Consider the following 23,952-nt stretch of genomic DNA (forward strand, 5'->3'; position numbering starts at 1 on the left):
TTCTATCCTCTCCAGAGGCATTTGCCTGATTTTGCGACTAAATCAAGGCGTTGTTCATGCATAGTCAATTCATCGGCCGATGCGCCGATCACTTTAAGGTTAAGTGATTGCGGATCAAAACGTTGAATACCACCCGCTTCCTGCCCCGCTTCCTCGTTGGACAAATTAAACTTTGTCTGCCCGCCGGTCATGATCAGATAAACATCGGCGAGGATCTCAGCATCGAGCAAAGCACCGTGATATTCGCGGCGCGACGTATCCACGCCATAACGCTTACAGAGGGCGTCAAGGTTGTTTTTCTGACCAGGATGCAAGAACTTAGCGATGACTAAGGTATCGAGGATCTGACAAATATCAGCGGTTTTTGGTCCACGCGGCTGCAACAGTGAAAACTCATGATCCATGAAGCTCACGTCGAAGTTCGCGTTATGGGCGACGATTTCAGCGCCGTCGATAAAGTTGATAAATTCTTGAGCAACTTGATGAAAACGCGGCTCTTTGGAAACGCGCTCATCGGTAATACCGTGAACGGCAATGGCTTCAGGATCGATGGCTTGACCTGGATTGATATATTGGTGGTAATAACGCCCCGTCAAACGACGGTTCACCACTTCCACACAACCAATCTCGATGATCCTATGGCCTAAATAAATGGCGCCGCTGCCCTGGTTCATACCTGTGGTTTCGGTATCCAAAATAACCTGACGGCTAGCGTTAGAGATAATATTCATTTTTTTTATGCGCTTCTTATGACAATTTTTGGTTATACTCGGCCGAAATTCCCGGCTATGGTAACAATTTGATGACTGAACTAAAACTGATCCACATCTTCACCGACGGCTCTTGCTTAGGCAATCCCGGTCCTGGCGGCTATGGCATTGTAATGAATTATAAAGGCCATACAAAGGAGATGTCCGACGGTTTTGCGCTCACGACCAATAATCGCATGGAGTTATTAGCCCCGATCATCGCGTTAGAAAGCTTAAAAGAGCCTTGCCAAGTCGTACTCACCAGCGACAGCCAATATATGCGCCAAGGCATAATGACGTGGATCCATGGCTGGAAGAAAAAAGGTTGGATGACATCAAACCGTACCCCAGTGAAAAACGTTGACCTGTGGAAACGTTTAGATAAAGCCTCACAGATGCACACCATCGACTGGCAATGGGTTAAAGGTCACGCGGGCCACGCTGAAAACGAACGTTGCGATGTATTAGCTCGCACCGCGGCAGAATCAAAACCGACCCAACCCGACTTAGGCTACCAGCCTTAACTCTGTGGCCCTTACTTAAACTAGCTAAGTTTGAACAGCCAAAGTTCATACAAGCTAATTCGAAAAAGTAAGTTCGATGCCATCACGCCTAAGCTAAACACTTAGGCGTGATGATTTATTTCACTATTCATCTCACCGTAAACCCACAGTTCAAATTAACCGCTTAAGCTCACTGCATATGGCCATTGCTATCAAACTGCTTATTTGGTTCCACGCCTGCGATATTGAAAAAATTCTCACAGAACTGCACAAAAGCTTGGCCAAGGGATGTCGCCTGACGGCTCTTATGGGTGATGCGATAAAACTGCCGCTCCAGCACTAATCCCTCAATCGTGACTAACGCCAACTCTTTGCGGCTGATTTCTTTCTCCAGTGCCAGCTCAGATAACACCCCAAGCCCAGCACCTTGTTTCACCGCCAGTTTAATCGCATCCGGCGTAGTAAAGCAGAATTTGGCTTCTGGCTGCATATCCAACTCATTGGCGGCATTGACAAAATACTCACGAGTGCCCGAGCCTTCTTCGCGTAACACCCATGACTGGCCTCTCACTTGCGCCGGTTTAACCACTTTCCCCGCCAGAGGATGCGCCGGATGACAAAACACCAGCAGCCTATCCTTATGCCAAGCTTCAACACTCAAGCGATTATCGGTGCAATGACCTTCAATAAAGCCCATTTCAGAGCGGAACTGCGCAACCGCTTGGATCACATCTTGAGTATTTGTGATCGCCACATCCACATGGGTTTGAGTGTGCTGCTGACAAAATGCCACTGCGGCTTTCGCCATCAGATAGTTACCAATGGTCGAACTGGCACTGATACTTAAACGCCCAACCAAATCGCCACCATGATAGGTAAATGCCTGCTCAATTTGCTCGACACGGTGCAATAAATCCGTCGCCAGTGGCAACAATAAATTGCCCTGCGAGTTCAGCTGTAATCGATTGCCAATGCGCTCGAAGAGGCGGGCATTAAGCTGTTTTTCTAACTCAGCCAAGGCCATAGAAGTGGCCGGTGGTGATAAATTAACTTGCTCCGCCGCCTTTGCGACTTGGCCACTACGAGCCACAGCCTCAAATACCGCCAATTGTCTTAAGGTGATCCGCATATTAAAACCTGTACTTAAAAAGGAAATGGCTTATCAGTTTTCCGAATGCTCTGATAAATGCCCTGAACGTCCCGCGGTCGGTGCCGTGGTCCAATTCGTTTGCCGCACCTTACGTTTATCGCGAATAGGCGTGAGTGGCGACTCAAGCTTACGCGCCACAATCAAATACAAACTGCCCGCACTAGGAAGCCATGACGCTAAACTCTGTTGAAAAAATGTGCCTTGGTTGAAATCACCCATTAGGGGGTGATAGACCAAACGCTCATCGCCCACCACTTGATAACCTAATAAACCTAACCAATCTCGCACCCTTGATGGCATAAAAAAGCGGCCATTCCATGGGAGACAATCCTGATACTTAGGCCATAACTTACCCAAAAATACTGGACTCAAGGGATTAAAACCGACGATAAAAAGATAGCCTCCAGCGATGAGTACCCGATCGGTTTCACGAAGAATACGGTAAGGATCGGGTTCAAATTCGAGCAAGAGACTCATGACGATCGCATCTATCGCCGCATTCTGCAGAGGTAAATGGCAAAAATCGCCTTCAATCGAAGCGCCTTTGGATGGCGAGAGTGAAAAATGATGGGCGACTGGCGATGCCATGCTCGACAATTCGGCAGTCAAAGGCCCTAACTTTAATAAATGATAACCAAAGACTCTTGGCCACCAATCTTCAAGTTGTTTAGCAACGGCGTGTTGCAACGCCTCACCATTGGGTAAGTCGCTCCATTGTTCGGGTTTGAGCTCAGTACTAAAATGCGACACAGAGTTCCTCCGTTAGCTTGGTAGACAAGTATCCAATTGGGTCAAAGATTACTGCCATTTAGCCATGGGGCAAAAGCGGCAAAGGTCGCCAAGGGCCGTTCACTCATGGATAATACCTTTATCTTCGAATTGAAATACAGACATAGGCGGTTCTATGCTCACTATAACAGCGATCAAAGCCTTTAATGACAATTATATCTGGGTGTTACAACAACAGCCCCATACACAGGTTTATGTCGTCGATCCCGGCGATGCGAGTGTGGTGATTGACTATCTAGAAGCCAATAAACTCACGCTAGCGGGCATTTTACTGACCCACCACCACAATGACCATACGGGTGGCGTCGCTGAACTTCAAGCCTACAGTCAAGACCGACTCACAGTGTATGGCCCAGATAATGAGAAGATTGAAGGCATCACCCATCCGTTGAACGCAACAGCACAGCCCAGATTGACACTCGACTATATGAGTGGCGAGCTGCAAGTCTTAGATGTACCGGGGCACACAGCAGGACATATTGCCTACGTTATTGCAGATGCCTTATTCTGCGGTGATACCCTCTTTAGCGCTGGCTGCGGACGCTTATTTGAAGGTACGCCAGCGCAAATGCTCAACTCACTACAGCAACTTGCCCAGCTTCCCGCCGACACTCGGGTGTATTGTGCCCATGAGTACACACTTTCAAACCTCAAATTTGCCCTCGCGGTCAATCCCAACAATCGCGCGCTGCAAGACTATAACGAACGCGCCATAGCATTGCGTCGCCAAGACAAAGCGACTATCCCCTCCACCATCGCTTTAGAGCGCGCCATCAATCCCTTTCTACGTGCCAGCGACACTGAGATTGTTGACAGCATAAAACAGCATTTTAGCGATCTAAATCATGCCAATTTAGACGAACTTGGCGGTTTTACCCTGCTCAGACAGTGGAAAGATAATTTTTGATCACAAAAGCAATATTATAGATTGAAATTTAAACAGTTTTTTCCATTTTTGATGATGTAAATCAAAAATGGCCTTACATTATGTACGATAATTAAGGGACAAGATCGAAAAGATCCCATAGAATGGCTCGTTTTGCGTGAAAACTTTGCGCGCTGCGTCGTCTTTATCTTCATATAAAACATACTGTTACTATAAAGAAAAGCTATGCACTAACAGAGGACTACCGTTTTCAATGAGAGTATCACTTTATGTTGTAGGGGGATTTGCCCTACTCACAGGTTGTCAGACTTTAGACAACCATGGCGTTAATCAGACAGAAGTTGAAGCCGTCACAACCGAAAATACAGTCCCAGAATATTACCTCGCAACTGAGGCTCCGTCGGCGCAAATTACCGATGTGTGGGAGCGAATACGTCAAGGTATGCAGTTACCGGTTCCAGATCAAAAATTGGTAAACCAATATCGCGATTGGTACATCAAAAATCCGCAGCATCTAGAGATCATCTCAGAGCGTGCTGCACCTTATATGTACCTGATCGTGGAAGAGCTTGAAAAGCGTCATCTTCCAATTGAGATCGCTCTATTACCTATTATAGAAAGCGCCTTTGATCCATCGGCGTCTTCAGCAAGTGCGGCATCGGGTTTGTGGCAATTCACCACGCCTATGGCCAGCCATTTCGGTTTAGAAATGAACTGGTGGTACGACGGTCGCCGTGATGTGCCCGCTTCAACGACTGCGGCGCTCGACATGTTGGAATATCTTTACGATAAAACCAATAACAATTGGCTTTATGCTATTGCGGCCTATAACTCGGGTGAATCTCGGGTGCTCAATGCGATTAAACGTAACGAGAAGAAAGGCTTAAAAACCGACTTTTGGTCATTGGATTTACCCAGTGAAACCGAACGCTACGTGCCGCAACTGCTTGCGCTGGCAGAAGTCATTAAACACGCCGATGAATATGGCATCACCTTAGCGCCAATCAGCAACAATCCTTCAATTGAAGTAGTTGATATTGATAGCCAAATTGATTTAGCCATGGCGGCAGGTTTAGCAAACATGACCACACTTGAGCTGCAAAAGCTCAATCCTGGTTATAACCGCTGGGCCACCTCGCCACTGGGGCCGCACACTTTAGTATTGCCGATTGATAAATCGGAAGAATTTAAGAAAGCACTCGCCGAAACAGAAACCGAAGATAGGATCAGTTGGCTACGCTACACGATCAAATCAGGTGACAGTATTGGCAAAATTGCGAAGCAGCACCACACGACTATTAATGCAATTCGCGCCGCCAACGGCATGAAAAACAATACCATAGTCGCGGGTAAGCATTTGATTATTCCTGTCGATGCGCAAGACAAACAGCTCTATGCCCTGTCGACTCAGCAACAATTGCCGAAGAAATCGCACGCTGCGACTGAATCGACAAAAATTGCCTATCAGGTTAAGTCTGGTGACACACTTTCTGAAATCGCCCAAGCCCATAAAGTGACAGTGAAACAACTTAGCGTTTGGAACAAATTAGGTAAGAGTGACAAGCTACAAAATGGTCAAAAACTGGTGATCTTAGCGCCGAAAAATCTTGAGCAAACTGCGCAAATTCGCACTGTGAGTTATAAGGTCAAATCCGGTGATTCACTTGCCCGTATCGCCAGCAAATTTAACGTGACTGTGGCCGAGCTATTAGAATGGAATAGCCTAGCGCAATCACAATATTTGCAACCAGGCCAAGTGATTAAATTAGTAGTCGATGAAAGTAAGTTAAACGCATAAGGCTAAACAGGTTCATAGTTCGAACTGATTGGTGCAATATAAACCCTTAGCAAGATTGATCCACAGATAACAAAAAGGCAGCAACCCTATCGGATTGCTGCCTTTTTCTATTATGAGCTTTCCAGATTATGAGAGGCGGCGTTATTCCATCGTCAGTAATAAGACAACAGGCGCCATAACGACGGCATCGGATTCTAATGCCTTAGCGGCAAAATGCGCTTCTAAACGAGCACCGCCAGCGGGTATTCCAGCAAACGCTTTGGGCGGAATGCTAAAGGAAGTGGTGATCACTTTCCCCGCTGCCAATTGGCTATCGCGTAACGCTTGGGTAAACATCATATCATCGGACCATGCCCACAGACGTTTGCCCTCCTGCGTTACCAGCCACAAATCCGCCGTCATTCCTGAGTTATAACGCAGGCCGACGGCATAGGTTTGTGGATTGGTCACAGTCAACGTCGCCTTAACTGGCTGCTTGAAATCCACAAATGGATCTAAGGCTAACTCGCCGCGAAGCAGTCCTGGCGTAGCATCAGTCGTCATAGGTTCAACCTTTAATGTCGGTGTACTTTTAAGGCCTGAAACATCGAGCGCCAGATCGGCAGCGCGAACAATCTCAGGCTGAACCGCCGCGGCTGTTGTCGTCTCGCCCTTGGTAGACGGACTCGTGTCAGCGGCTTCAGGCGCCGAGCACCCAACAAGTTGCCCGCCGACAAAAGCACTCGCGCAAACAAGCAATGCGTAGCGCATTGGAGCAACCATTAGAAACCTCCTAGTTTTTTCAGTAAGGAGTCTTTTAATTTCTCCTTAGCTTTGTCGGTTTCTTCTTTTAACTGATTATTCAGTAACGCTTTAGTATCCAAGGCATATTCAGGTTTTTGGAAAGTCCCGGTAATAGCCAACGGAATGTCAATTCCAGCCAGCGCATCTTTGTCGCTACCGCCCTGACCTTTTAATGAATTCACTAGGCTAGTCGTCAATCTGTAGTCTAAGGCTTCAGTCAATAAATTCGCCGTACCTTTGCCCGCCAAACGCAATAAAGGTGAAGACATAGCAAGATCTGGGTTAGTGGCAACGCCATTATCCAGCGAGAAACTACCAGTCAGACTCGAGAAGTCGGTTTTGCGCTCTTCCTTGGTTTCTGGCGATAAGTCACCCTTTAACTTAGCTTGGGCGCTACGGATCATCTGCGGTATGTTAACCCCGTACAAAGCCCCGTCATTAATATCAAAATGGCCATTGGCTAATAGATTTTTCTTTAACTGCTCAGGGATCAAACTCTTACCTTTACCTTTCACATCAAAGTTGGCCGTACCCGCCAGTAAATCCACATCCGCCGCATCTTTCAACAAAGGACGAATTTGTACACCCGTCACTTTTTTATCGAATTGATAACTTGCCACCGCTTGACGTGCATCGACCTGAGCGCTCACCAGCAACTTACCTTGGTATAAATCTGCATTCAGTTTCGTCAGATCTAACACGCCATTTTTAATCCCCACATCCATCAACCAATTTTGAGTCGACAGATTAGCGACCTTAATGGACTTAACGGTCAACTTGAGTTTTACATCAAGCTGCTTAAGGGCAGAGAGATCAGGCTCAACTGCCGGAGTGCTGGCAGCGGGTGCTTGTTCTGTTGCGGCAGCGGTCTCCGTTTTAGGTAACAGCGTATCTAAATCGATATCGCCGAGTTGAAAATCAGCATTGATTTGCGGAATTTTCGTGGCGTAATTTACGCCAACTTTACCCGCAGCGGTAATACTCGCCGCGGTAAGCTGCGCAATATCTACGGACAATTGCTGTTTATCTAACGCGATTTGAGTTGCTAAGCTAATCGATGTTTCGAGTTTCTTATTGGGAATACTTTCACCTTCCACCACAGTGTCAATTTTGAGTCCATTGACGACGAGTTGCGTAAAGTCTCGGCTTAGTTTTAGCTCACCTTTGCCTTCGCTGCTTACCGTCATGTCCGGCATAGTTGCACTAAATTCAAAGGCGATGGGCGCAAATTGTTCTAAAGCGAACTCACCTAAGGTGAAGCTTTTTAAGGTAAAGACTTGAGTTTGCTTTTTCGCTTCGTCAATCATATTAATTTGGGTATTGGTGATTGAAATACCGCCAATATTAATATCGTTCAGTTTGGCATTTGAGGAAGTTTCGGCCGCTGGAGTTGCGGCTTTCTTACTATTATCACCACTTAATCCATCAAAACTGCTGGTGCCATTCTTGCGAGTCACTAAATTAATGGTTGCGCCATCGAGACTCAGCTCCGCAATTTCAATTTGCTGACTAAACAATGGCATCAACGCCACTTCGGCAACGGCTTTGTTGACTTCTAACATAGCCTTAGGGGTAAAGCCTTCAGGATTAGATAAAGACACGCCACCTAAATTAATGCCGATAACAGGGAAAAAGGTCCAGGATAAATCGTCAGTAATGACTAATTCACGACCCGTTTGTTTTTTGACGGCATCAACTATTTCAGGTTTAAAATCATTAGGGTCGAAAAATACGGTGAGATACACGGTGACTAAAAGAATGAGCGTCACCACTAAGGCCAGGAGCCACTTAATGAATTTCATATAAATATCCTTATCAAAAACAACTTGAATTTAAAGCTACTAATTCATTTAAAAATGTTAATTTAAAAATGCAAAGTTCAACATCTCACCACTTACTGCAATACCATTTTCATCGGCATACAGCATCATACCGGGCGTAACCATTACGCCGCCCATATCTACAGCAACATTAATTTGGCCTTGACCTAACTTCTCGGTTTTTATCGGCATGGCACCTAAGGCATAAACACCTAAACTAAAAGTATTTAATCGGGCTACATCACGAACACAACCATTGATCACTATCCCTTGCCAGCCATTATCTAGTGCGCTTTGCGCAATGAGATCGCCTAACAATGCGCGGCGCAGAGAGCCGCCCCCATCGACAACCAAAACTTTTCCTTGCCCATCCTGTGCAAGTATTTCTTTTACCTTAGAATTATCTTCAAAACACTTGACTGTGACTATCTCGCCCCAAAAGAGCCGCTTACCGCCATAGGGTTTAAATTCGAGGGGAAGTAACTGTAATTTAGACGGATAGTGGTCAAATAAATCTGGTAGTAGATCAAGCATTTGAATCTCCATAATAGCCTATCACTTTAGACTACCCATAATTGTAGACCCCGACAAGGTCAAAGCAAAAATCAGCGAATTTTTTATTTAATTTTAACCAGCAAAGGCTTGGTGTATATTGGCATAGGCACTATAATCTGCGATAGTTAACGTCCTATGACACCCTTTAATGTTTCATAAGAAAGTTTCATCAATCTGTTCTCACACCTCTTTGTTATAAAGCGAAAACCAAATGACTACTGATCTTGATTTGCAGAGCGCAATCGCGGCTCTAGATGAATATGGATATGATAAAAAAGTCTCAACGGATCTTGAGCAAGCACGTAACAAGCAACAAATGGGTAAATATATTAAATCCCTCGACTATAGTTTACGTCGATTATTGATATTACAAGAAACAGTTAACGAGTTAGTTGAAGAAAAGAAACATCAATTAGCCCAGCAAGAAAACATTCAAACCTACAAAACAAAAATCATTAACTTGTCGAGAGAATTTAACATTTCTTACGATGAAGTCTTAGCGCTGATGACATCATCTAAATCTAAGAATTAAACATAACGCTATTCTGCTCTATCATTAAGCCGTCAAATTATTCGGCTAACACCTGCATATGCCATATAACGAAATATATAATTTTTCAGTTATATGGCAATAGGTTCTGCTTGCCATTATTTGCTGAGTGTTAACGATTTCATTTCATCAGTAACTGTATTGACTTCACTTCCTCACGGTAATGTGTGCAACGATTCGGCATAAAAAAAGCAGAGCCTGAGCTCTGCTAATTTATATCAATATGCGAACTTATTTGTTTTGCATTAATTGACGAATATATTTCACTGGCGCGCTGCCGTAACTCAAGAATTGTTCGTGGAAGGTTTTAAGATCAAAATCTTTGCCTTGCGCTTTCTTGTATTCGTCACGGAAATCATAGATTTCACGATAACCTGAATAGTAGCTCGTCAGCTGAACTTGGCTAAGCGTAGCGCGGCGCCACTTGCCTTCGGCTTCTGCCTGCTGTTGGAAGGCTTCGTTCATCATCAGGGCAATGGCTTGCTCTTCAGTCATGCCTTTCACATGAATGCTGTAATCCAAAATAGTGTTACAGATAACACGTAAATTCCACTTGTAGTACATCAACCACATTTCAGGCTCAAAATTACCATAGCCTTCTTCGAGCATCATGCGCTCGGTATATACCGCCCAGCCTTCGACCATAGCGCCATTACCGAATAAACTTTTCACTAAACTCGGTGATTGGTTCGAGTAAACTAATTGAGTGTAGTGCCCAGGAATTGCTTCATGAATATTGAGGATTTGCAGGATCCAGTGATTATATTCACGTAAATAACTCTCGGCTGACGCATCACTCATACCATCGAGCGGCGTCACATTGTAATAAGTATTACCAGATTTATCGTAAGGTCCTGGTGCACTAATTGAAGCACCGGCATAACCACGCATATATTCGGGTGTTTCACGGACGACAAGTGGCTTTTTAGGATCTAATGTGACTAAGTTTTTCTTATTTACAAATTCAATTAACTCTGGAATTTGCTTACGCACTTCATTCACGAATTCATCGCGCTGAACATGCTGAGTCGATAATTTATCGATTAACTGGCGAATGGCGAGCTTACTGTCAGCAGGTTTTGGCGTAGTAAAATATTTAGGCCATAACTTATCGGTAATTTTTGCCATTTCCCCTTGAACACGGTCTTTATCGGCCACGGCTTTTTGATACAGCTGTTTTGCTGTCATGCCCGCTTGGATATCAAAGGCAAATTTTTGCTCGTATAGTTCCTCGCCAATTCTAAAACTACGGGCACCATCTTTTTTGAGTTGAACCACTAATTTGTCTAACCAAGCGATATGGCCGCTAATCGCGGCAGTGGCAGCATCAAACCGTGTGTTAAATAACGCTTTTTCTGTAGCCGTCAGACCAGAATCGGCGACCTGTTTTAATAAGTCATCGGAAAACACCGAAAATGCACCTTGGTTTTGCATCACAGCTAATTCGGTATGTTCCAATGTCGGCTTGCTAATGTTTGCCTGCGCGGCTGCATAATAAGCTGGTACATTTTCTAAACGCACTAATACAGAACGTAATCTGTCATCTAATGGGGCAAAGTTTTCATTGATAATTTGGGCAAAACCACCCGATACGTTGTAGCTTGAAGGATCCCACTGCCAAGATTTAAAACTGTCAATTTCCCATGCCATGCTGCCGAGTAAATTGTCGATCAGATGGTAATCAATCAGTTCATTTGGCGTCAGCGACTTTTGCTCGAACTGGGTCAATTTGGCTTGTTGTGCTTTCACAAACGCTAGTGTTTTCGCACGACCAGCCGCATCGGGGATTTCAAGATAGCCATCATTAACATGCTTGCCACTGTATAAGGCCCACGTCGGTGATAATTCCCACAATGAATCAATAAAGGATACTGAAAATTGCTCAAATGACTGGGCTTTAACTTCAGCCGCAACCACAGGCTTAGTTTGACTGCTATGGGATTGACAACCAGCAAGGCCGGCCAGCGATAACACTATCGCAAGGGAAATAGCGGATTTTTTCATTATTATGGGTCCTTTGTTGATATTTAACAGGCATGCAAAAATTACCTAAGTTAATCATATTGTCCCAATAATTGCAGCAGTGTTAGCCGTGAATACATCTACGGTTACAAAATTGTGAGTTCTCGATATTTATGCCGCCTATCATTCGCTTATTCGAGGTAAAATTCCCACTTTGCCAAACGAACTCAGATAACGATAATCGCCAATTCTGTTTCACCTCCTGATATACCCAAGCTACCTGAATATACGAGTTTCAGAGCGCCTAGGGGGCTCCAATTCAAGGCACATCAATGACAGAATGTCGGCTACCTTTTGAATTGATGCAACATAGAAGTGGAGTGCCCTAGGCGCTCCGTTCCGGCGGCTGATGTTAACCACGGGGTAACGCACTTTATGCCGTGTTGGTTATTTTTAACTTAGCCCACTAGGTCTGCAAATAACCGCAATCGCCATGGACGGCGTGAATGCAATTTATGCAGGAGCAATAAATGGCCTTGCCCAAAGTGCGTTAAATTACCGCTGAATCCTGCATCTTCAGGTTGTTTGGGTATATAATATCGCCCTGCTCCGCTGTTAACGCGTTGGCGTAACAGTTTGCTTATACATTATTGACCTGACCCTTTACCTGAGACATTCAATGCCATTTTCCAAACTTGGATTAAGCGATCCGATTTTAAGAGCCATCACTGAGCTCGGCTATTCACAACCTACTCCAATCCAAGAAAAAGCCATTCCGGTGATCTTGAAAGGTAAAAACCTGCTGGCTGGCGCGCAAACGGGTACAGGTAAAACCGCCAGTTTTGTGTTGCCAATACTGCAAATGTTTGCCGATATGCCGAAAATTCGGGCTAAACGCGTTCGCGCCTTGATCTTAACGCCAACCCGCGAATTGGCCGTTCAGGTAGAAGACAATATTGCCAAATACGCAAAATACCTGCCGCTGACATCTATGGCCATGTATGGTGGCGTCGATGCCGCACCACAGAAACAACGCCTTATCGAAGGCGTCGATATTCTGGTAGCGACCCCCGGTAGATTGCTCGATATGTACACCCAAAGAGCGATTCATTTCGATGAAATCTCGGTATTAGTCCTAGACGAAGCCGATAGAATGCTCGATATGGGATTTATCGAAGACATCAATAAAATCATCGAACGTCTGCCAACAGAACGCCAAAATCTGTTGTTTTCGGCAACCTTATCTAAGCAAGTGCGCTTTTTAGCGAAAACAGCGGTTGAAAACCCTGTTGAGATTGAAATTGCCCGCGACAGTGCGAACGCACCGCAAATCGACCAATGGTTGATCACTGTCGATAAAGATAAAAAGTCTGCCCTGTTAAGCAAACTCATCACTGAGCAAGCTTGGGAACAGGCACTGATCTTTATCCAGACTAAACAAGGTGCCGCCAAACTGGTCAGCCAACTCGAAAAACGCGGTATTGCCGCCGAAGCCATTCACAGTGGTCGCAGCCAAGCGGTACGCGAGCAATTATTAGTCGATTTCAAGTCCGGAAGACTGCGCTTTTTAGTTGCGACCGGCGTGGCTTCTCGCGGTATCGATATCGACGCCCTTACCCGCGTGGTCAACTATGATCTGCCCGATGAAGCCGATGATTATATTCACCGTATTGGCCGAACCGGCCGTGCTGGCGCCTGCGGCGAAGCCATCTCCTTTGTTTCCAAAGATGATTTTAGAAACCTATGTGCTATCGAGCGCCGTTTAGGCCACATCATAGTGCGTAAAGAAATTGAAGGCTTTGTGCCGAACAAAGAAGTGCCAGTTTCTATCCTCGACTTTGTGCCGAAAAATACCACGCCAAAAACCTTTAAAGCCCGCGCACCTGAGGCCAGAACCTCACGCCCCGCGAAAGAAGGCTCCTTTGAAACCGCCCATGCGAAAAAGCATCGCAGTGCTAAATCTAAGCCGGAGGCAAAAGCCACTGTAGCGCGTCCACAATCCGCGCAGACTGATAACAGTAGCGAGACTACGGGTCGCAGTGCGCCCTTTAATCCGTGGAACAGCGGTTCTAAAACGAACTGATGGCCTAATACAAAATCATGATCCCGTACAAAGTCGCGATCCCGTATAAAGTTATGATCTAGTACCAGTCGTGACTTATTAGAAGTAGAAACTCATTAAGATAGAAGATATTAGCATGATTACATTCAGCACCAATTTAGGCGACATCACCATAGCACTCGACTTTGAACATGCGCCTGTCAGTTCAAAAAACTTTGTCCGCTATTGTGAAGAAGGCTTCTTTGAGCACACGATTTTTCATCGAGTGATCAAAGGCTTTATGATCCAAGGCGGCGGATTTACCGCAAAAATGAAAGAAAAGCCGACCCACGAGCCTATCGTGAACGAAGCCAACAAAGGCCTAAGTAACACCATAGGCACTATCGCTATGGCTCGCACCGATGCGCCTCATTCGGCCACGGCGCAGTTCTTCATTAACACCGCCAATAATGATTTTTTAGACCACACGGCCACCACCAATAACGGTTGGGGTTATGCGGTATTTGGTAAAGTCACAGCGGGAATGGACATTATCCAACAGATTGAAAAAGTCAAAACCACCACTGTCGCCGGCCACGAAGACGTGCCCCGCGAACCCATCGTTATCGAGAAAGTGACGATTAATATCCAAAGCTGATCGTTAAAACGATAAGACTTTTCTTTTTAAATAATGAATCGCTCAGTTTTGGCTGAGCGATTCATTATTTTTAGTAGCGGTTTTTAAAATTAATTAGTTCGCAAAAAAATCATACTTAATAAATGCTGCTTAATATAAATTTACTTTACCTAATTTAACCTCAATCACTTAACTTAAAACTTACTTAAAGTAAAAAATCTTAAATTATAGCTTCTTAACTTAAAATCAGTAGATTAATTATCCTCTCACGTTTTAAAATCTATCTAATATACACTCAATCTTAATCAATTTAGCCTATCCTATTGATATCATAGCCATACCACTACAATTAATTCAACTCACTGTCATTGTTCTAACGCTTTTAGTGTTAACCCCATCGATTGATATCCGTGTTCTTGATTTAAAATACCTTGGCAGCTTAATGCCGCCATTGGAGAAATAGTTAATTCGTACTTATCACTCAGTGATGTTGAATATATACCTTGCCGGCACGCATTGCTGACCCAAGTAAAAAAGTCACTCTGCTTACTCATTATTGGCGTCAATTTGGCAGTCTGAGCTAGGCGGATATGAGTCAAATGCTCACCAGTGGCGTCAATTTCAGCATAGGAACCCGGAGTGAGATAGTGCGAAATCGCATTTATTTCAGAGTTAGCTTGGCTTTGTTTCAATCGCTCAACTTGCGCTAATGCCCATACTCCATGCTCACCGACCACTGAGAGCGAACGATGTGATAAATCGACCAATAATGCTGTATTTTCATCGACCCCAAATGCCATTTTGCTATCGGCATTGGCGCTAAGGAGCAAGAGTCTTAAATAACGGTCTCGTTGTGAAAAGTGTGTGTCGGGTATACCAAAGGGAAAAAATCCAAGCCCACCTTGCTCGCGATAAGTGACCGCCGTTGCAGGAACAGAGGCATCACAATTAGCGACTTCACAACGCTCACTTGGCGCCTCGGTCGCGAAAACGCCAAAACTCAGAGCCCCCTCACTCGTGCCGCCGGTGATCATATTTTTATCAGCCATCACAACAGTGCCAGCGCTGGTGCCACCGATGACAATTTCTTGTTTGGAAAGACGTTTCTTGATGATGGTTAATGCTTCACTGGGTGATTCATCCGGCGTCGTCCAAGCCTTTAAAGTCAAACTCTGATCGCCGCCATTTAAAAAGAGTCCGTCGATTTGATTAAGCAATTGATAGAGTTTAATGGGGCTGGCACAGAAATCCTTTTGTAGCTCAACTTGCTTTGGATAAAGCCTCGCCCTATCCGTATTACCTTGTATTTGCTGTCTAAACATTTCGAGTTGGTCACACTGACGGGTAGCGATACCGGCTTGCAACGCTGCATCTAAAGGCAGCCAAATAACCTCGGCCCCCATTTGCTCAAATACGCTGACATAGTAATCGGCCGCTTCAAAGGGATCGCGCGCAGAGGCGGTCACAACGGCGATCAGTGGACGTTTGGCATTGGGGTTACTTTGCTGGCGCTTTGCTAACGCTTGCTGCGTAAATAATTGATAAAGCGTCGCGGCATGAGAATTGGTTGTGGAATCAAGTAACACTTGTTCTTGTAACAGCGTGCCGTCAGCAAGCATCTGCTTTTCTTCAAGTAAATCCAGCAGTGTGTAATATTGTTGGTCGCTCAAATGCGCCAGAAATTGCTTATCTATCTTTGCAATGGCTTGTTCAAGGTTTGCCAAGGTTAAGCTGTCACTATGTAAACGGCCAAGTGAACGGCCAATTTCAACATCGCTATTTTCAAGACTATTACTGACTGGAGAAAACGCTTTAGCCGCTTGCCGTAATATCACTTTTTGTTGCTCATTTAACGACTGCAATCTTGGGTGTTTTAGTGCACGTTCGAGCCACTGTTCGTAGAAAACATAACGTGTTTCGCGTTTGGCATCGGCTGAGAATTTGACTTCCGATTGGCAATTTGCGGGAGCTTGAGAGCTGCAGGTTTTCATCCCTCCGCCCACCAGCATAAGATCAAATGGTTGATGAGTGGGTATCGATAAACTCAGGGTTTTCGCTGGCGCTGACTGCACGCTTGGGGCGATAAATAGCAAAAGAGTAAAGTAAGAAATACTTAAGCTATTGAGCAAAAAAGATAAGTTTTTTAAGCAACGATTTTTCATAGTGGCACTCAATAAAAAGTGTGCGCCATGTATTGACTCAAGGCTCATGTTACGGATAGTCTTTTAACAGGTCAATAACAAAAGACTTCAGTTTATTACATGAAAACAGAAACAACTCTTTTCCAAAGATACCACTACCGCACATGGTATCTGTCCGAATGGTGGGACGAATAACCGCTAAACACCTTGTGTTTGGTGGAGTCTAGTCTAGCCGTCTTACTCCCCTCTCAATCATTTGATTGACGTTGCGCTTTTTGCAAAACATTAACTAATGCCATGCGTATTGACTCACGCGCAGCTTAGCCACGTCTAAAAAATTCTAATAAGAGATTTATCGGGAGCTTATCATGAGAAGTTCTGTATTTTTGTGCGCTGTTTTTGGGTTGGCCTTGTCGCCCGTTGCTTTAGCTGTAGCCAATGAACTAGAAAAAACAACTGAGCAACCTGCCGCAGATGCACCGGTCGAGCGTGTCGCAGTCACAGGTTCACGCCTAAAAGGGGTGGATATGGAAGGCGCCAATCCACTACAAAGTTTTACCCAGGATGACATCACTAAACGCGGTTACGAGAGTGTGAGTGAGTTTCTACGCGATCTCCCACAAGCTTCAAGTGCGGGGACTTTCTCGGAAACTGGAGGTGTCGGTGGAGCCGATGGAGCACCAGCTGGCGCATCCGGCGTCAGTTTGCGCGGATTGGGTTCAAGCTCAACCTTAGTGCTAGTCAATGGCCGAAGAGTCGCCGTTGATTCATTCTCTAATGGTTCTGACTCGTTTGTGAACGTCAATTCAATCCCTTTATCTGCCATTGAACGCATCGATGTGTTAACCGATGGCGCATCGTCCATCTATGGTTCGGATGCCATTGCCGGGGTGATTAACTTTATCCTCCGTAAGGATTTTGTCGGGCATGAGCTCAGTGCCCAATATGGGGATGATACTTCTGATCACGATGCCAGCCGTAAGAATCTGACCTACGCTGGCGGCTTTGCCACAGAAAACAGCAATACTACAGTTGTAGTCGATTATGCGACGCGAAACGCCATCTTTAATAGCGATAGACCTGTTAATGTTACCTTTGAATCCAGCACTCGTATGACCATAGATGGTGAGGATTACGCTGAGTCTTGGTGTGGCGACGATACTCAAAAAAGTGGTACACGTTGCAATTATGACTATGTTATTAAACGCGCTATCCAACCTGACTTTGACAATATAGGCACGACCTTTAATCATATTTATCATCTAGATAATGGATTGGAGTTTTTTGCTGAAGGCATGTATCAAAAGAATACCGGTTCAGCCTATGAGGCGCCTGCGGGATATACAGTGGATATTGCTGGTGATTCTGCCAACATTCCTCAGTATGTTCACGACATTGACATGCTAGATGGGAGTGTCAGCGACGTTATCACTGTTCGAACTCGTTTCCCTGAGCGTCGAGTACAGGAATATGACACTCAGAGCTATCGAGTCCTCGCTGGACTGCGCGGTGAACTTGCCGACTGGAGCTGGGAAACCGCGGCGAGTTATGGCAAATCTACAAACGAAATCAACAATGTTGCTGGCTATATGAATGCCACTAAACTGGATGCCGCCGTGGCGGCGGATGAATTTAATCCGTTCAATTTAGGCCATGATAGTAGCGCTGCACAAATTGCTACCCTGCGCGATCCCGGCATTCGTAAAGGTGAATCAGAGGTGTTGTCGCTGGATTTTAATATCAGTGGCGATTTGTTTGCATTGCCCGCAGGTACAGTAAGCTCGGTTTTTGGTGGAGAGCTGCGAAAAGAGCAAATATTTGATAGGCCATCTATCAACGCCGTTAATAACGAAATTATCGGCTTAGGCGCAAGCGATGCCGAAGCAGACCGGACGCAATATGCTGTGTATGGCGAGTTTAATTTCCCCATTACCGACACCTTAGATGTGATCGCAGCTTTACGTTACGACCACTATAGTGACTTTGGTGGTGATGTTAACCCTAAAATATCAATGCGTTATCGCCCACTTGAGGACTTAGTATTAAGGGCGTCATGGAGTACAGGTTTTAGAGCCCCTTCGTTATCCCAATTAGGCGCAGGGACGTCGCTCAGCAGCCAGTATATCAATTGTGGTTCAGCTGAACCTTACAATGCCTTATGCGGTACTGCTGGCGCTGAGTTTGGCGAACTCGAGTTTGACCAAGAAACCATAGGCAATAAGGATTTATCCGCAGAAAAATCTGCCGCCATTAACGTTGGCGTCTCTTGGAACCTCACCGAAGCACTACAATTGACCGTCGATTACTGGCGCTACGAGCACGATGATATTGTTGATATTGATGCCAACACTACCTTGGGCGCCTGTATTAAAGACAGTACAAAAATCGTGACTAGCGTTGCAGAACTGGGGGATGAATTTGGCTGTGTTGTTGATGGCTAAGGGGATATCAGCTTCTTACGCACCGGCTATTTTAACGTCGGCAATCAAAATACTGATGGCATCGACTACAAGCTAGATTATCGCTTAGACACTGAAACCGCAGGTGAATTTAAGTTTTATGTTGCGGGCACTGAAACCCTATCGTTTGAAAGACAAGTCACACCTTCAACCCCAGTGGAAGATTTATTAGGGCGGTTAAGTGGCGCCTCAGAAATTGCTCGCCCTGAAAGCGTGCTTGATCTAGGAACCGACTGGCAGCTCAACGATTGGAGTGCCAGTTTATCGGGTCACTACATCAGTTCATTGGGTGATGGTGACTTTAAATTTGATAACGAAACCGTCGACAGTTGGCTCACCTTCAGTGCGAGCCTTGGTTATGAGTTAAATGAACACCATAGCTTTTTGGTGTCAGTGCGTAACCTAACAGATGAAGAACCGCCCTACGCCTCCTCTCCAACCAATGGCTATGCAAGCTCAGTCCATGATTGGTTAGGCCGTCGCTGGAACGTACGTTATACCTTCAAGTTTTAATGTACTGACTTGAGGCATTGGCCGCAGCGTTTAATTGTGGCCAATGCCTTGTTCTGACCCTTTATAAAGGCACATTAGGATGAAATTACCTACTGCAAGGGCAATGCCCGACGCTTTTGTTATTTTATTTTTTATCGTTTTAGCCGCCGCAATAAGCAGTTATCTGTTTCCTGCGGGTTGGTTTGCTATGGTCGATATCGTTGATAGCGCTGGCAACATCACTCAAAGAATCGACCCACAACAGTTTTTCATGACATACGATAACGCGCATCATGTCAGTCTATTTTCAGCCAACAACAAAACGGGGCTGACCAATTTTGCCTTCGACGGCATGACATCAGGCGATCGCATGGGCTCGGCCGTTGGCGTCATGGCATTTATCCTTATCGTGGGTGGTGCCTTTGGTGTCGTCATGGACACTGGCGCCATTACTCATTGCATTATGGCGATGATCGCCAAACTGCAGCGCAGCCAAGTATTACTGATCCCATTACTGTTTATAATATTTTCATTAAGCGGCGCGATATACGGCATGAGCGAAGAGGCCATTGCATTTTGCATTGTACTGTTACCGCTTTTTCAGGCTTTAGGTTATTCAGCGGCAACTGTGGTCATGGTCACCTATTTGTCCACCCAAATTGGATTTACTACCTCATGGATGAATCCATTTAGCGTGGCCATTGCGCAAGGGATTGCCGGTGTACCTTTAATGTCTGGCGCTGGTTTACGGATTGCAGCTTGGTTAGTTTTCACTGTTGTCGGCTTAATTTTTACCCTGCGCTACGCTAAAAAACATCGCTCGGCAGTGGATGCCACACTCGTGCATGCTAACGATAATCCATTGAATAATAAATGTTCTTCCTTTGACATTCTCGTGTTGCTTTGTTTACTCGGCGTAATTATGTGGGTGATTTGGGGAGTGGTAAGCCAAGGCTATTATATTCCGCAAATCGCCAGTCAGTTTTTTGCACTGGCATTGGTTGTTGGGCTGATTGCCGTTCTTTGGCGGAAACGTAGCTTAAACCAAATCTCAAGTGCCTTTCAAAAAGGCGCCAGTAAACTGTTACCCGCCGCTATGATTGTGGGATTCGCCAAAGGTGTGGTGTTATTGCTTGGCGGCGATGACCCACAACAGCCCTCTATTCTTAACACTGCCTTACATTATGCCGGCGAGTCCTTGGCAACGTTACCTGATGTCACCTCTGCCATTGTTATGTATATATTTCAATCTATTATGAATTTCTTTGTCGCATCTGGTTCCGGTCAAGCCGCCCTGACCATGCCTATCATGGCGCCGCTTTCCGATATTGCAGGCGTCACCCGCCAAGTATCAGTGCTTTGTTTTCAGTTTGGTGATGGACTGACAAATTTAGTGATCCCTACTTCAGCCTCATTAATGGGTTGTTTAGGTGTGGCTAAAATTTCATACGCTCAATGGCTTGCGCTTATTTGGCGCTTTCAATTATTGCTGACCTTGATGGCCAGTGCCGTCATTTTATTTGCCGTTATTACAGGATATAGCTGATGTTAACTTTAATCCGTAACGCCGCCGTTTATGCGCCGCAGTTTTTAGGGCTACGCGACGTGTTATTTTGCGAGGCGAAAGTCCTTAAAATCGCCCCCGTCATTGATCTTAAGCATGCAGACTTAGTCACAATCATCGAAGCCAATGGCCGCCCTTTAATCCCAGGTTTAGTGGACCCCTTAGTGCATATCACAGGCGGTGGCGGTGAAGGCGGTTACCACACGCGTACTCCAGAGATGCAACTAACAGATGCTAGCCTTGCTGGGGTCACTACGCTCGTCGCAGCATTGGGAACCGACGCCATTAGTCGCAGCTTGAACGAACTTGTCGTCAAAGCGAAAGCGCTCACATACGAAGGCTTGTCTGTCTTTTGCTACACAGGCTCTTACGAGTACCCCGTAAAGACCCTTACTGGCGATATCACCCAAGATCTGGTGTTAATCGACAATGTTATTGGTGTGGGTGAGATTGCAATTGCAGATCACCGAGGATCGCAACTCACAGTGCCAGAACTCGCCAGAGTCGCAGCGCAAAGCCGCGTCGGTGGCATGCTCAGCGGTAAAGGCGGCATAGTGTTTGTGCATGTGGGCGATGGTGCAACTGGTATCCAAATTTTGCATCACATCGCGCAGCAGTCTGATATCCCTTTAACGCAGTTCTATCCCACTCACATGAATCGCTCCCAGCAGTTATTAGTGCAAGGGCTTGAATTTGCACGACAAGGTGGGGTTATTGATTTCACGACGTCGACTAATACTCAATATTTAAACGAGGGTGAAGTCGCGATCGTTAATGCGGTCCATTTTGCAATCTCGCAAGGTGTTAACTTGAGTCAAATCAGCTTAAGTTCCGACGGAAATGCTAGCCTGCCCATATTTAGTTCTGACGGTGAATGTATTGGAATAGAAATGGGTAAAGTCAGCAGCCTATTTGAAGCGCTAGTGGCTTTAATTAACAGTGGTTTACCCCTAGAACAAGTGCTTCCTTTAGTGACCTCAAATGCCGCTCGGGTGCTCAAGCTAAAAAGTAAGGGCAGAATAAGCGAAACACACGATGCCGACTTTGTGTTATTAACGGATAACTTTAATATCGATAAAGTATGGAGCAAAGGGCAACTACTCGTTGATGAAGGTAACGCGCTGAAATGGGGAACATTTGAATCGCAGTAACTCAATAATGGCGCACGCCGCGCGCGTGCACCACACTCATAAACTGTGTGCAATGCAAGTAGATTACCCGCAAACAGAGCGTATCAAGCTCATTTTCTCAAGGTGAAAGAGTTTGCATTGCTAAGCGCACTCTACTCCTCGCTGATTGACTGACATTTTAAAACGCGCAACGTTACGCCATCGAGACCCGAACTGCACCATTACAGTTACCGCGCTTCAGTCAAACTATCCCATAAAAACTGGGCATCTTATTGCCCTATTTAGGAAAAGTATTTTATATTCGGCAGATTAACGCCACTGCCAAACAGCTTATTCTCTATCCTCTTTGCAGATATTGGACATACAAGGTACGCGTAATAGCGTTAGATTAACCATCTGATATAGATGAAAAAACCATGTCTGTATCTATTATAGTGTCTTGCTAACTCTTATTATCCCCTTTCCTTTCGAGCCCAAGATCACTGCGAACTTGGACCGCGAATCCGATTAGGATGAGCAAAGAAAGCCTGCTGTAGCGCGCATAAAAGGCTGTTTAACTTAGAGCGCAGGATGTTTAACTCGAGTCACATGATGTTTAACTTGGGTCACAATAAGCTATACCATGACTTCAGCGATCTGCTCCATCGAGCCAACACTCTCAAGTCGATACTTTTTCAGAGACGCAGTCTACACATGTTGGGAAGAGATTTTGAATAATACAAAAGGTAGTCTGTTTATGGTGGCTGCTATGGCAGCATTTTCTATTGAAGACATGCTCATCAAATCTGCAGCAGAAACCACCTCTATCGGCTTCATTCTAGCGTTATTTGGCCTAGGTGGGATGTTGATTTTTATACTGTTAACCTAGCGCAAGGGCGAAACTGTGCTTCACCCTGCGGCATTGTCGGCCCCCATACTGTTACGCGCATTGTGTGAAGTGATCGGCCGCTTCTGTTTTGCTTTAGCTATCACCTTAACACCACTATCAAGTGCATCCGCTATTTTGCAAGCCACACCTCTAATAGCCATGATTGGCGCAGCCTTGTTATTCGGTGAACAAGTCGGTCATAAAAGATGGCTTGCGGTATTGGTTGGTTTTGTGGGCGTGCTGATGATCATTCGTCCAGGGCTTGATGGCTTTGAAGCCACCTCTTTATTTGCCGTTATCGCTACCTTAGGTTTTGCAGGACGCGATTTAGCAACCCGTGCCGCATCACCCGTGTTATCTAACATGCAACTTGGGGTGTATAGCTTTTTTGTGTTAATTCCGACAGGCTTAGCCATAATGATGTACCAAAATGAGCCCTTACAGTTTAGTACCACTGCGGCAACACAAATTCTGGGAGCCATCGTCTTTGGTGTCATGGCCTACAATGCGCTGACAATCGCTATGCGCGCTGGAGATGTCTCAGTAGTCAGCCCCTTTCGGTATACACGTTTACTGTTTGCCTTAGCGTTAGGCATATTGATATTTGGAGAATCCCCAGATTTACTGACACTTCTAGGGAGCTTACTCATAGTATTAAGTGGCGGCTATACCTTAATCCAAACGCGTAAAAGAACCACGACGAATAACATACCTAATGCGGCAAAAACCTAAGGACTCAAAAAATGGCTAATCGTGTGTCAGAAATGCTTGGTTTTACCAAGGACACGGAAGGAGAACAAAACGGCGATCTGCCCAGCTTTTGCCCCAAAGCAACAAAGGGAACCAGTAAGATACTGATTCCCTTTGCTTTAATTTGGGAGAGAGGGAGTCGAACCCTCTAAAGTACCGTATTAGCGCCTTTTCAGTGGCTTTCAGAGGGTCTGTGAGGGTCTATAAGAACCTGTTTGGATCCCAAAGAGATCCCACTCTGGATCTTCTGAACACTCAGAAAAAAATTTTAAATTCGCACAGATGTTTTGCACAAAACTGAACTATTGAATCCCCAAATACGACA

Annotated in this window: 16 protein-coding genes and 2 pseudogenes; 10 read left to right on the forward strand and 8 right to left on the reverse strand. The window is 45.4% G+C overall.

Annotated elements, in window-relative coordinates; translation table 11 throughout:
• Window positions 1-2: 2 nt before the first annotated feature.
• Window positions 3-731 carry a DNA polymerase III subunit epsilon gene (gene dnaQ / locus DYH48_RS10530; protein WP_063884330.1) on the reverse strand — a complete coding sequence of 243 codons (729 nt, stop codon included), beginning with the start codon at window positions 729-731 and terminating at the stop codon, window positions 3-5.
• A 71-nt stretch (window positions 732-802) separates the two neighbouring features.
• Between dnaQ and rnhA the strand changes: the two genes are divergently transcribed.
• Window positions 803-1,273 (forward strand): ribonuclease HI, encoded by a 471-nt coding sequence (gene rnhA / locus DYH48_RS10535; RefSeq protein ID WP_006081489.1) that lies wholly within the window; start codon window positions 803-805, stop codon window positions 1,271-1,273.
• Between the two features lie 169 nt (window positions 1,274-1,442).
• On the opposite strand, the gene DYH48_RS10540 is transcribed toward rnhA, so the two are convergent.
• On the reverse strand, window positions 1,443-2,381 hold the full coding sequence (locus DYH48_RS10540; protein ID WP_006087268.1) for a LysR substrate-binding domain-containing protein: 939 nt from the start codon (window positions 2,379-2,381) through the stop codon (window positions 1,443-1,445).
• 33 nt (window positions 2,382-2,414) lie between these two features.
• Entirely contained in the window at window positions 2,415-3,152 is a 738-nt protein-coding gene (locus tag DYH48_RS10545) for a class I SAM-dependent methyltransferase (protein ID WP_115334735.1), read from the reverse strand.
• 154 nt (window positions 3,153-3,306) lie between these two features.
• Here DYH48_RS10545 and gloB point away from each other — a divergent pair, with 154 nt between their 5' ends.
• Together gloB and DYH48_RS10555 are read left to right on the forward strand one after the other, a co-directional pair.
• Window positions 3,307-4,098 carry a hydroxyacylglutathione hydrolase gene (gloB, locus tag DYH48_RS10550; RefSeq protein ID WP_115334736.1) on the forward strand — a complete coding sequence of 264 codons (792 nt, stop codon included), beginning with the start codon at window positions 3,307-3,309 and terminating at the stop codon, window positions 4,096-4,098.
• Between the two features lie 232 nt (window positions 4,099-4,330).
• Window positions 4,331-5,875 carry a lytic transglycosylase gene (locus tag DYH48_RS10555; RefSeq protein ID WP_115334737.1) on the forward strand — a complete coding sequence of 515 codons (1,545 nt, stop codon included), beginning with the start codon at window positions 4,331-4,333 and terminating at the stop codon, window positions 5,873-5,875.
• Between the two features lie 141 nt (window positions 5,876-6,016).
• On the opposite strand, the gene DYH48_RS10560 is transcribed toward DYH48_RS10555, so the two are convergent.
• The 3 genes from DYH48_RS10560 to DYH48_RS10570 are packed head-to-tail and all read right to left on the reverse strand — an operon-like array spanning window position 6,017 to window position 9,012.
• On the reverse strand, window positions 6,017-6,637 hold the full coding sequence (locus DYH48_RS10560; protein ID WP_115334738.1) for a BsuPI-related putative proteinase inhibitor: 621 nt from the start codon (window positions 6,635-6,637) through the stop codon (window positions 6,017-6,019).
• Window positions 6,637-8,460: an AsmA family protein gene (locus DYH48_RS10565; protein WP_115334739.1), complete on the reverse strand. Its 1,824-nt coding sequence runs from the start codon at window positions 8,458-8,460 to the stop codon at window positions 6,637-6,639. Before DYH48_RS10565 ends, DYH48_RS10560 begins: the two co-directional genes overlap by 1 nt.
• A gap of 57 nt (window positions 8,461-8,517) precedes the next feature.
• Window positions 8,518-9,012, reverse strand: coding sequence for a putative 4-hydroxy-4-methyl-2-oxoglutarate aldolase (locus DYH48_RS10570; protein ID WP_006081482.1), 495 nt, complete (start codon window positions 9,010-9,012; stop codon window positions 8,518-8,520).
• A gap of 232 nt (window positions 9,013-9,244) precedes the next feature.
• On the opposite strand from DYH48_RS10570, the gene DYH48_RS10575 reads away from it, so the two are divergent.
• On the forward strand, window positions 9,245-9,565 hold the full coding sequence (locus DYH48_RS10575) for a hypothetical protein (RefSeq protein WP_006081481.1): 321 nt from the start codon (window positions 9,245-9,247) through the stop codon (window positions 9,563-9,565).
• 249 nt (window positions 9,566-9,814) lie between these two features.
• Here the strand turns inward: DYH48_RS10575 and DYH48_RS10580 are convergent, their stop codons facing one another.
• The gene (locus tag DYH48_RS10580) at window positions 9,815-11,587 is read right to left on the reverse strand and encodes a DUF885 domain-containing protein (protein WP_115334740.1); all 1,773 of its coding nucleotides are present in this window, start codon (window positions 11,585-11,587) and stop codon (window positions 9,815-9,817) included.
• A 637-nt stretch (window positions 11,588-12,224) separates the two neighbouring features.
• Between DYH48_RS10580 and DYH48_RS10590 the strand changes: the two genes are divergently transcribed.
• Both DYH48_RS10590 and DYH48_RS10595 read left to right on the forward strand, forming a co-directional pair.
• The gene (locus tag DYH48_RS10590) at window positions 12,225-13,628 is read left to right on the forward strand and encodes a DEAD/DEAH box helicase (RefSeq protein WP_107404653.1); all 1,404 of its coding nucleotides are present in this window, start codon (window positions 12,225-12,227) and stop codon (window positions 13,626-13,628) included.
• 115 nt (window positions 13,629-13,743) lie between these two features.
• The gene (locus tag DYH48_RS10595; protein WP_006081478.1) at window positions 13,744-14,244 is read left to right on the forward strand and encodes a peptidylprolyl isomerase; all 501 of its coding nucleotides are present in this window, start codon (window positions 13,744-13,746) and stop codon (window positions 14,242-14,244) included.
• A gap of 344 nt (window positions 14,245-14,588) precedes the next feature.
• Here the strand turns inward: DYH48_RS10595 and DYH48_RS10600 are convergent, their stop codons facing one another.
• On the reverse strand, window positions 14,589-16,385 hold the full coding sequence (locus tag DYH48_RS10600; RefSeq protein ID WP_115334741.1) for a cyanophycinase: 1,797 nt from the start codon (window positions 16,383-16,385) through the stop codon (window positions 14,589-14,591).
• Between the two features lie 347 nt (window positions 16,386-16,732).
• Here DYH48_RS10600 and DYH48_RS10605 point away from each other — a divergent pair.
• The 4 genes and pseudogenes from DYH48_RS10605 to DYH48_RS10620 all read left to right on the forward strand — a co-directional run bounded on the left by DYH48_RS10605 (window position 16,733) and on the right by DYH48_RS10620 (window position 23,609).
• Window positions 16,733-19,336, forward strand: a pseudogene (locus DYH48_RS10605) (TonB-dependent receptor).
• 79 nt (window positions 19,337-19,415) lie between these two features.
• Complete coding sequence (gene yfcC / locus DYH48_RS10610; protein ID WP_115334742.1) at window positions 19,416-20,861, forward strand: putative basic amino acid antiporter YfcC; 1,446 nt, start codon at window positions 19,416-19,418, stop codon at window positions 20,859-20,861.
• A complete protein-coding gene (gene iadA, locus DYH48_RS10615) occupies window positions 20,861-22,030 on the forward strand; it encodes a beta-aspartyl-peptidase (protein WP_115334743.1) in 1,170 nt (389 codons plus the stop codon). Before yfcC ends, iadA begins: the two co-directional genes overlap by 1 nt.
• A gap of 601 nt (window positions 22,031-22,631) precedes the next feature.
• Window positions 22,632-23,609 (forward strand): annotated as a pseudogene (locus DYH48_RS10620) (DMT family transporter).
• The last annotated feature ends 343 nt before the right edge of the window (window positions 23,610-23,952 follow it).

This window comes from Shewanella baltica, assembly GCF_900456975.1.
GTDB lineage: Bacteria > Pseudomonadota > Gammaproteobacteria > Enterobacterales > Shewanellaceae > Shewanella > Shewanella baltica.

Bases quoted from the DNA above. Each gene is read 5' to 3' on its own strand.
- iadA (WP_115334743.1), top strand. From the start codon at position 20,861: ATGTTAACTTTAATCCGTAACGCCGCCGTTTATGCGCCGCAGTTTTTA.
- DYH48_RS10565 (WP_115334739.1), bottom strand. From the start codon at position 8,460: ATGAAATTCATTAAGTGGCTCCTGGCCTTAGTGGTGACGCTCATTCTT.
- DYH48_RS10570 (WP_006081482.1), bottom strand. From the start codon at position 9,012: ATGCTTGATCTACTACCAGATTTATTTGACCACTATCCGTCTAAATTA.
- rnhA (WP_006081489.1), top strand. From the start codon at position 803: ATGACTGAACTAAAACTGATCCACATCTTCACCGACGGCTCTTGCTTA.
- DYH48_RS10560 (WP_115334738.1), bottom strand. From the start codon at position 6,637: ATGGTTGCTCCAATGCGCTACGCATTGCTTGTTTGCGCGAGTGCTTTT.
- DYH48_RS10555 (WP_115334737.1), top strand. From the start codon at position 4,331: ATGAGAGTATCACTTTATGTTGTAGGGGGATTTGCCCTACTCACAGGT.
- DYH48_RS10575 (WP_006081481.1), top strand. From the start codon at position 9,245: ATGACTACTGATCTTGATTTGCAGAGCGCAATCGCGGCTCTAGATGAA.
- DYH48_RS10595 (WP_006081478.1), top strand. From the start codon at position 13,744: ATGATTACATTCAGCACCAATTTAGGCGACATCACCATAGCACTCGAC.
- yfcC (WP_115334742.1), top strand. From the start codon at position 19,416: ATGAAATTACCTACTGCAAGGGCAATGCCCGACGCTTTTGTTATTTTA.
- DYH48_RS10540 (WP_006087268.1), bottom strand. From the start codon at position 2,381: ATGCGGATCACCTTAAGACAATTGGCGGTATTTGAGGCTGTGGCTCGT.
- DYH48_RS10580 (WP_115334740.1), bottom strand. From the start codon at position 11,587: ATGAAAAAATCCGCTATTTCCCTTGCGATAGTGTTATCGCTGGCCGGC.
- dnaQ (WP_063884330.1), bottom strand. From the start codon at position 731: ATGAATATTATCTCTAACGCTAGCCGTCAGGTTATTTTGGATACCGAA.
- DYH48_RS10600 (WP_115334741.1), bottom strand. From the start codon at position 16,385: ATGAAAAATCGTTGCTTAAAAAACTTATCTTTTTTGCTCAATAGCTTA.
- DYH48_RS10590 (WP_107404653.1), top strand. From the start codon at position 12,225: ATGCCATTTTCCAAACTTGGATTAAGCGATCCGATTTTAAGAGCCATC.
- gloB (WP_115334736.1), top strand. From the start codon at position 3,307: ATGCTCACTATAACAGCGATCAAAGCCTTTAATGACAATTATATCTGG.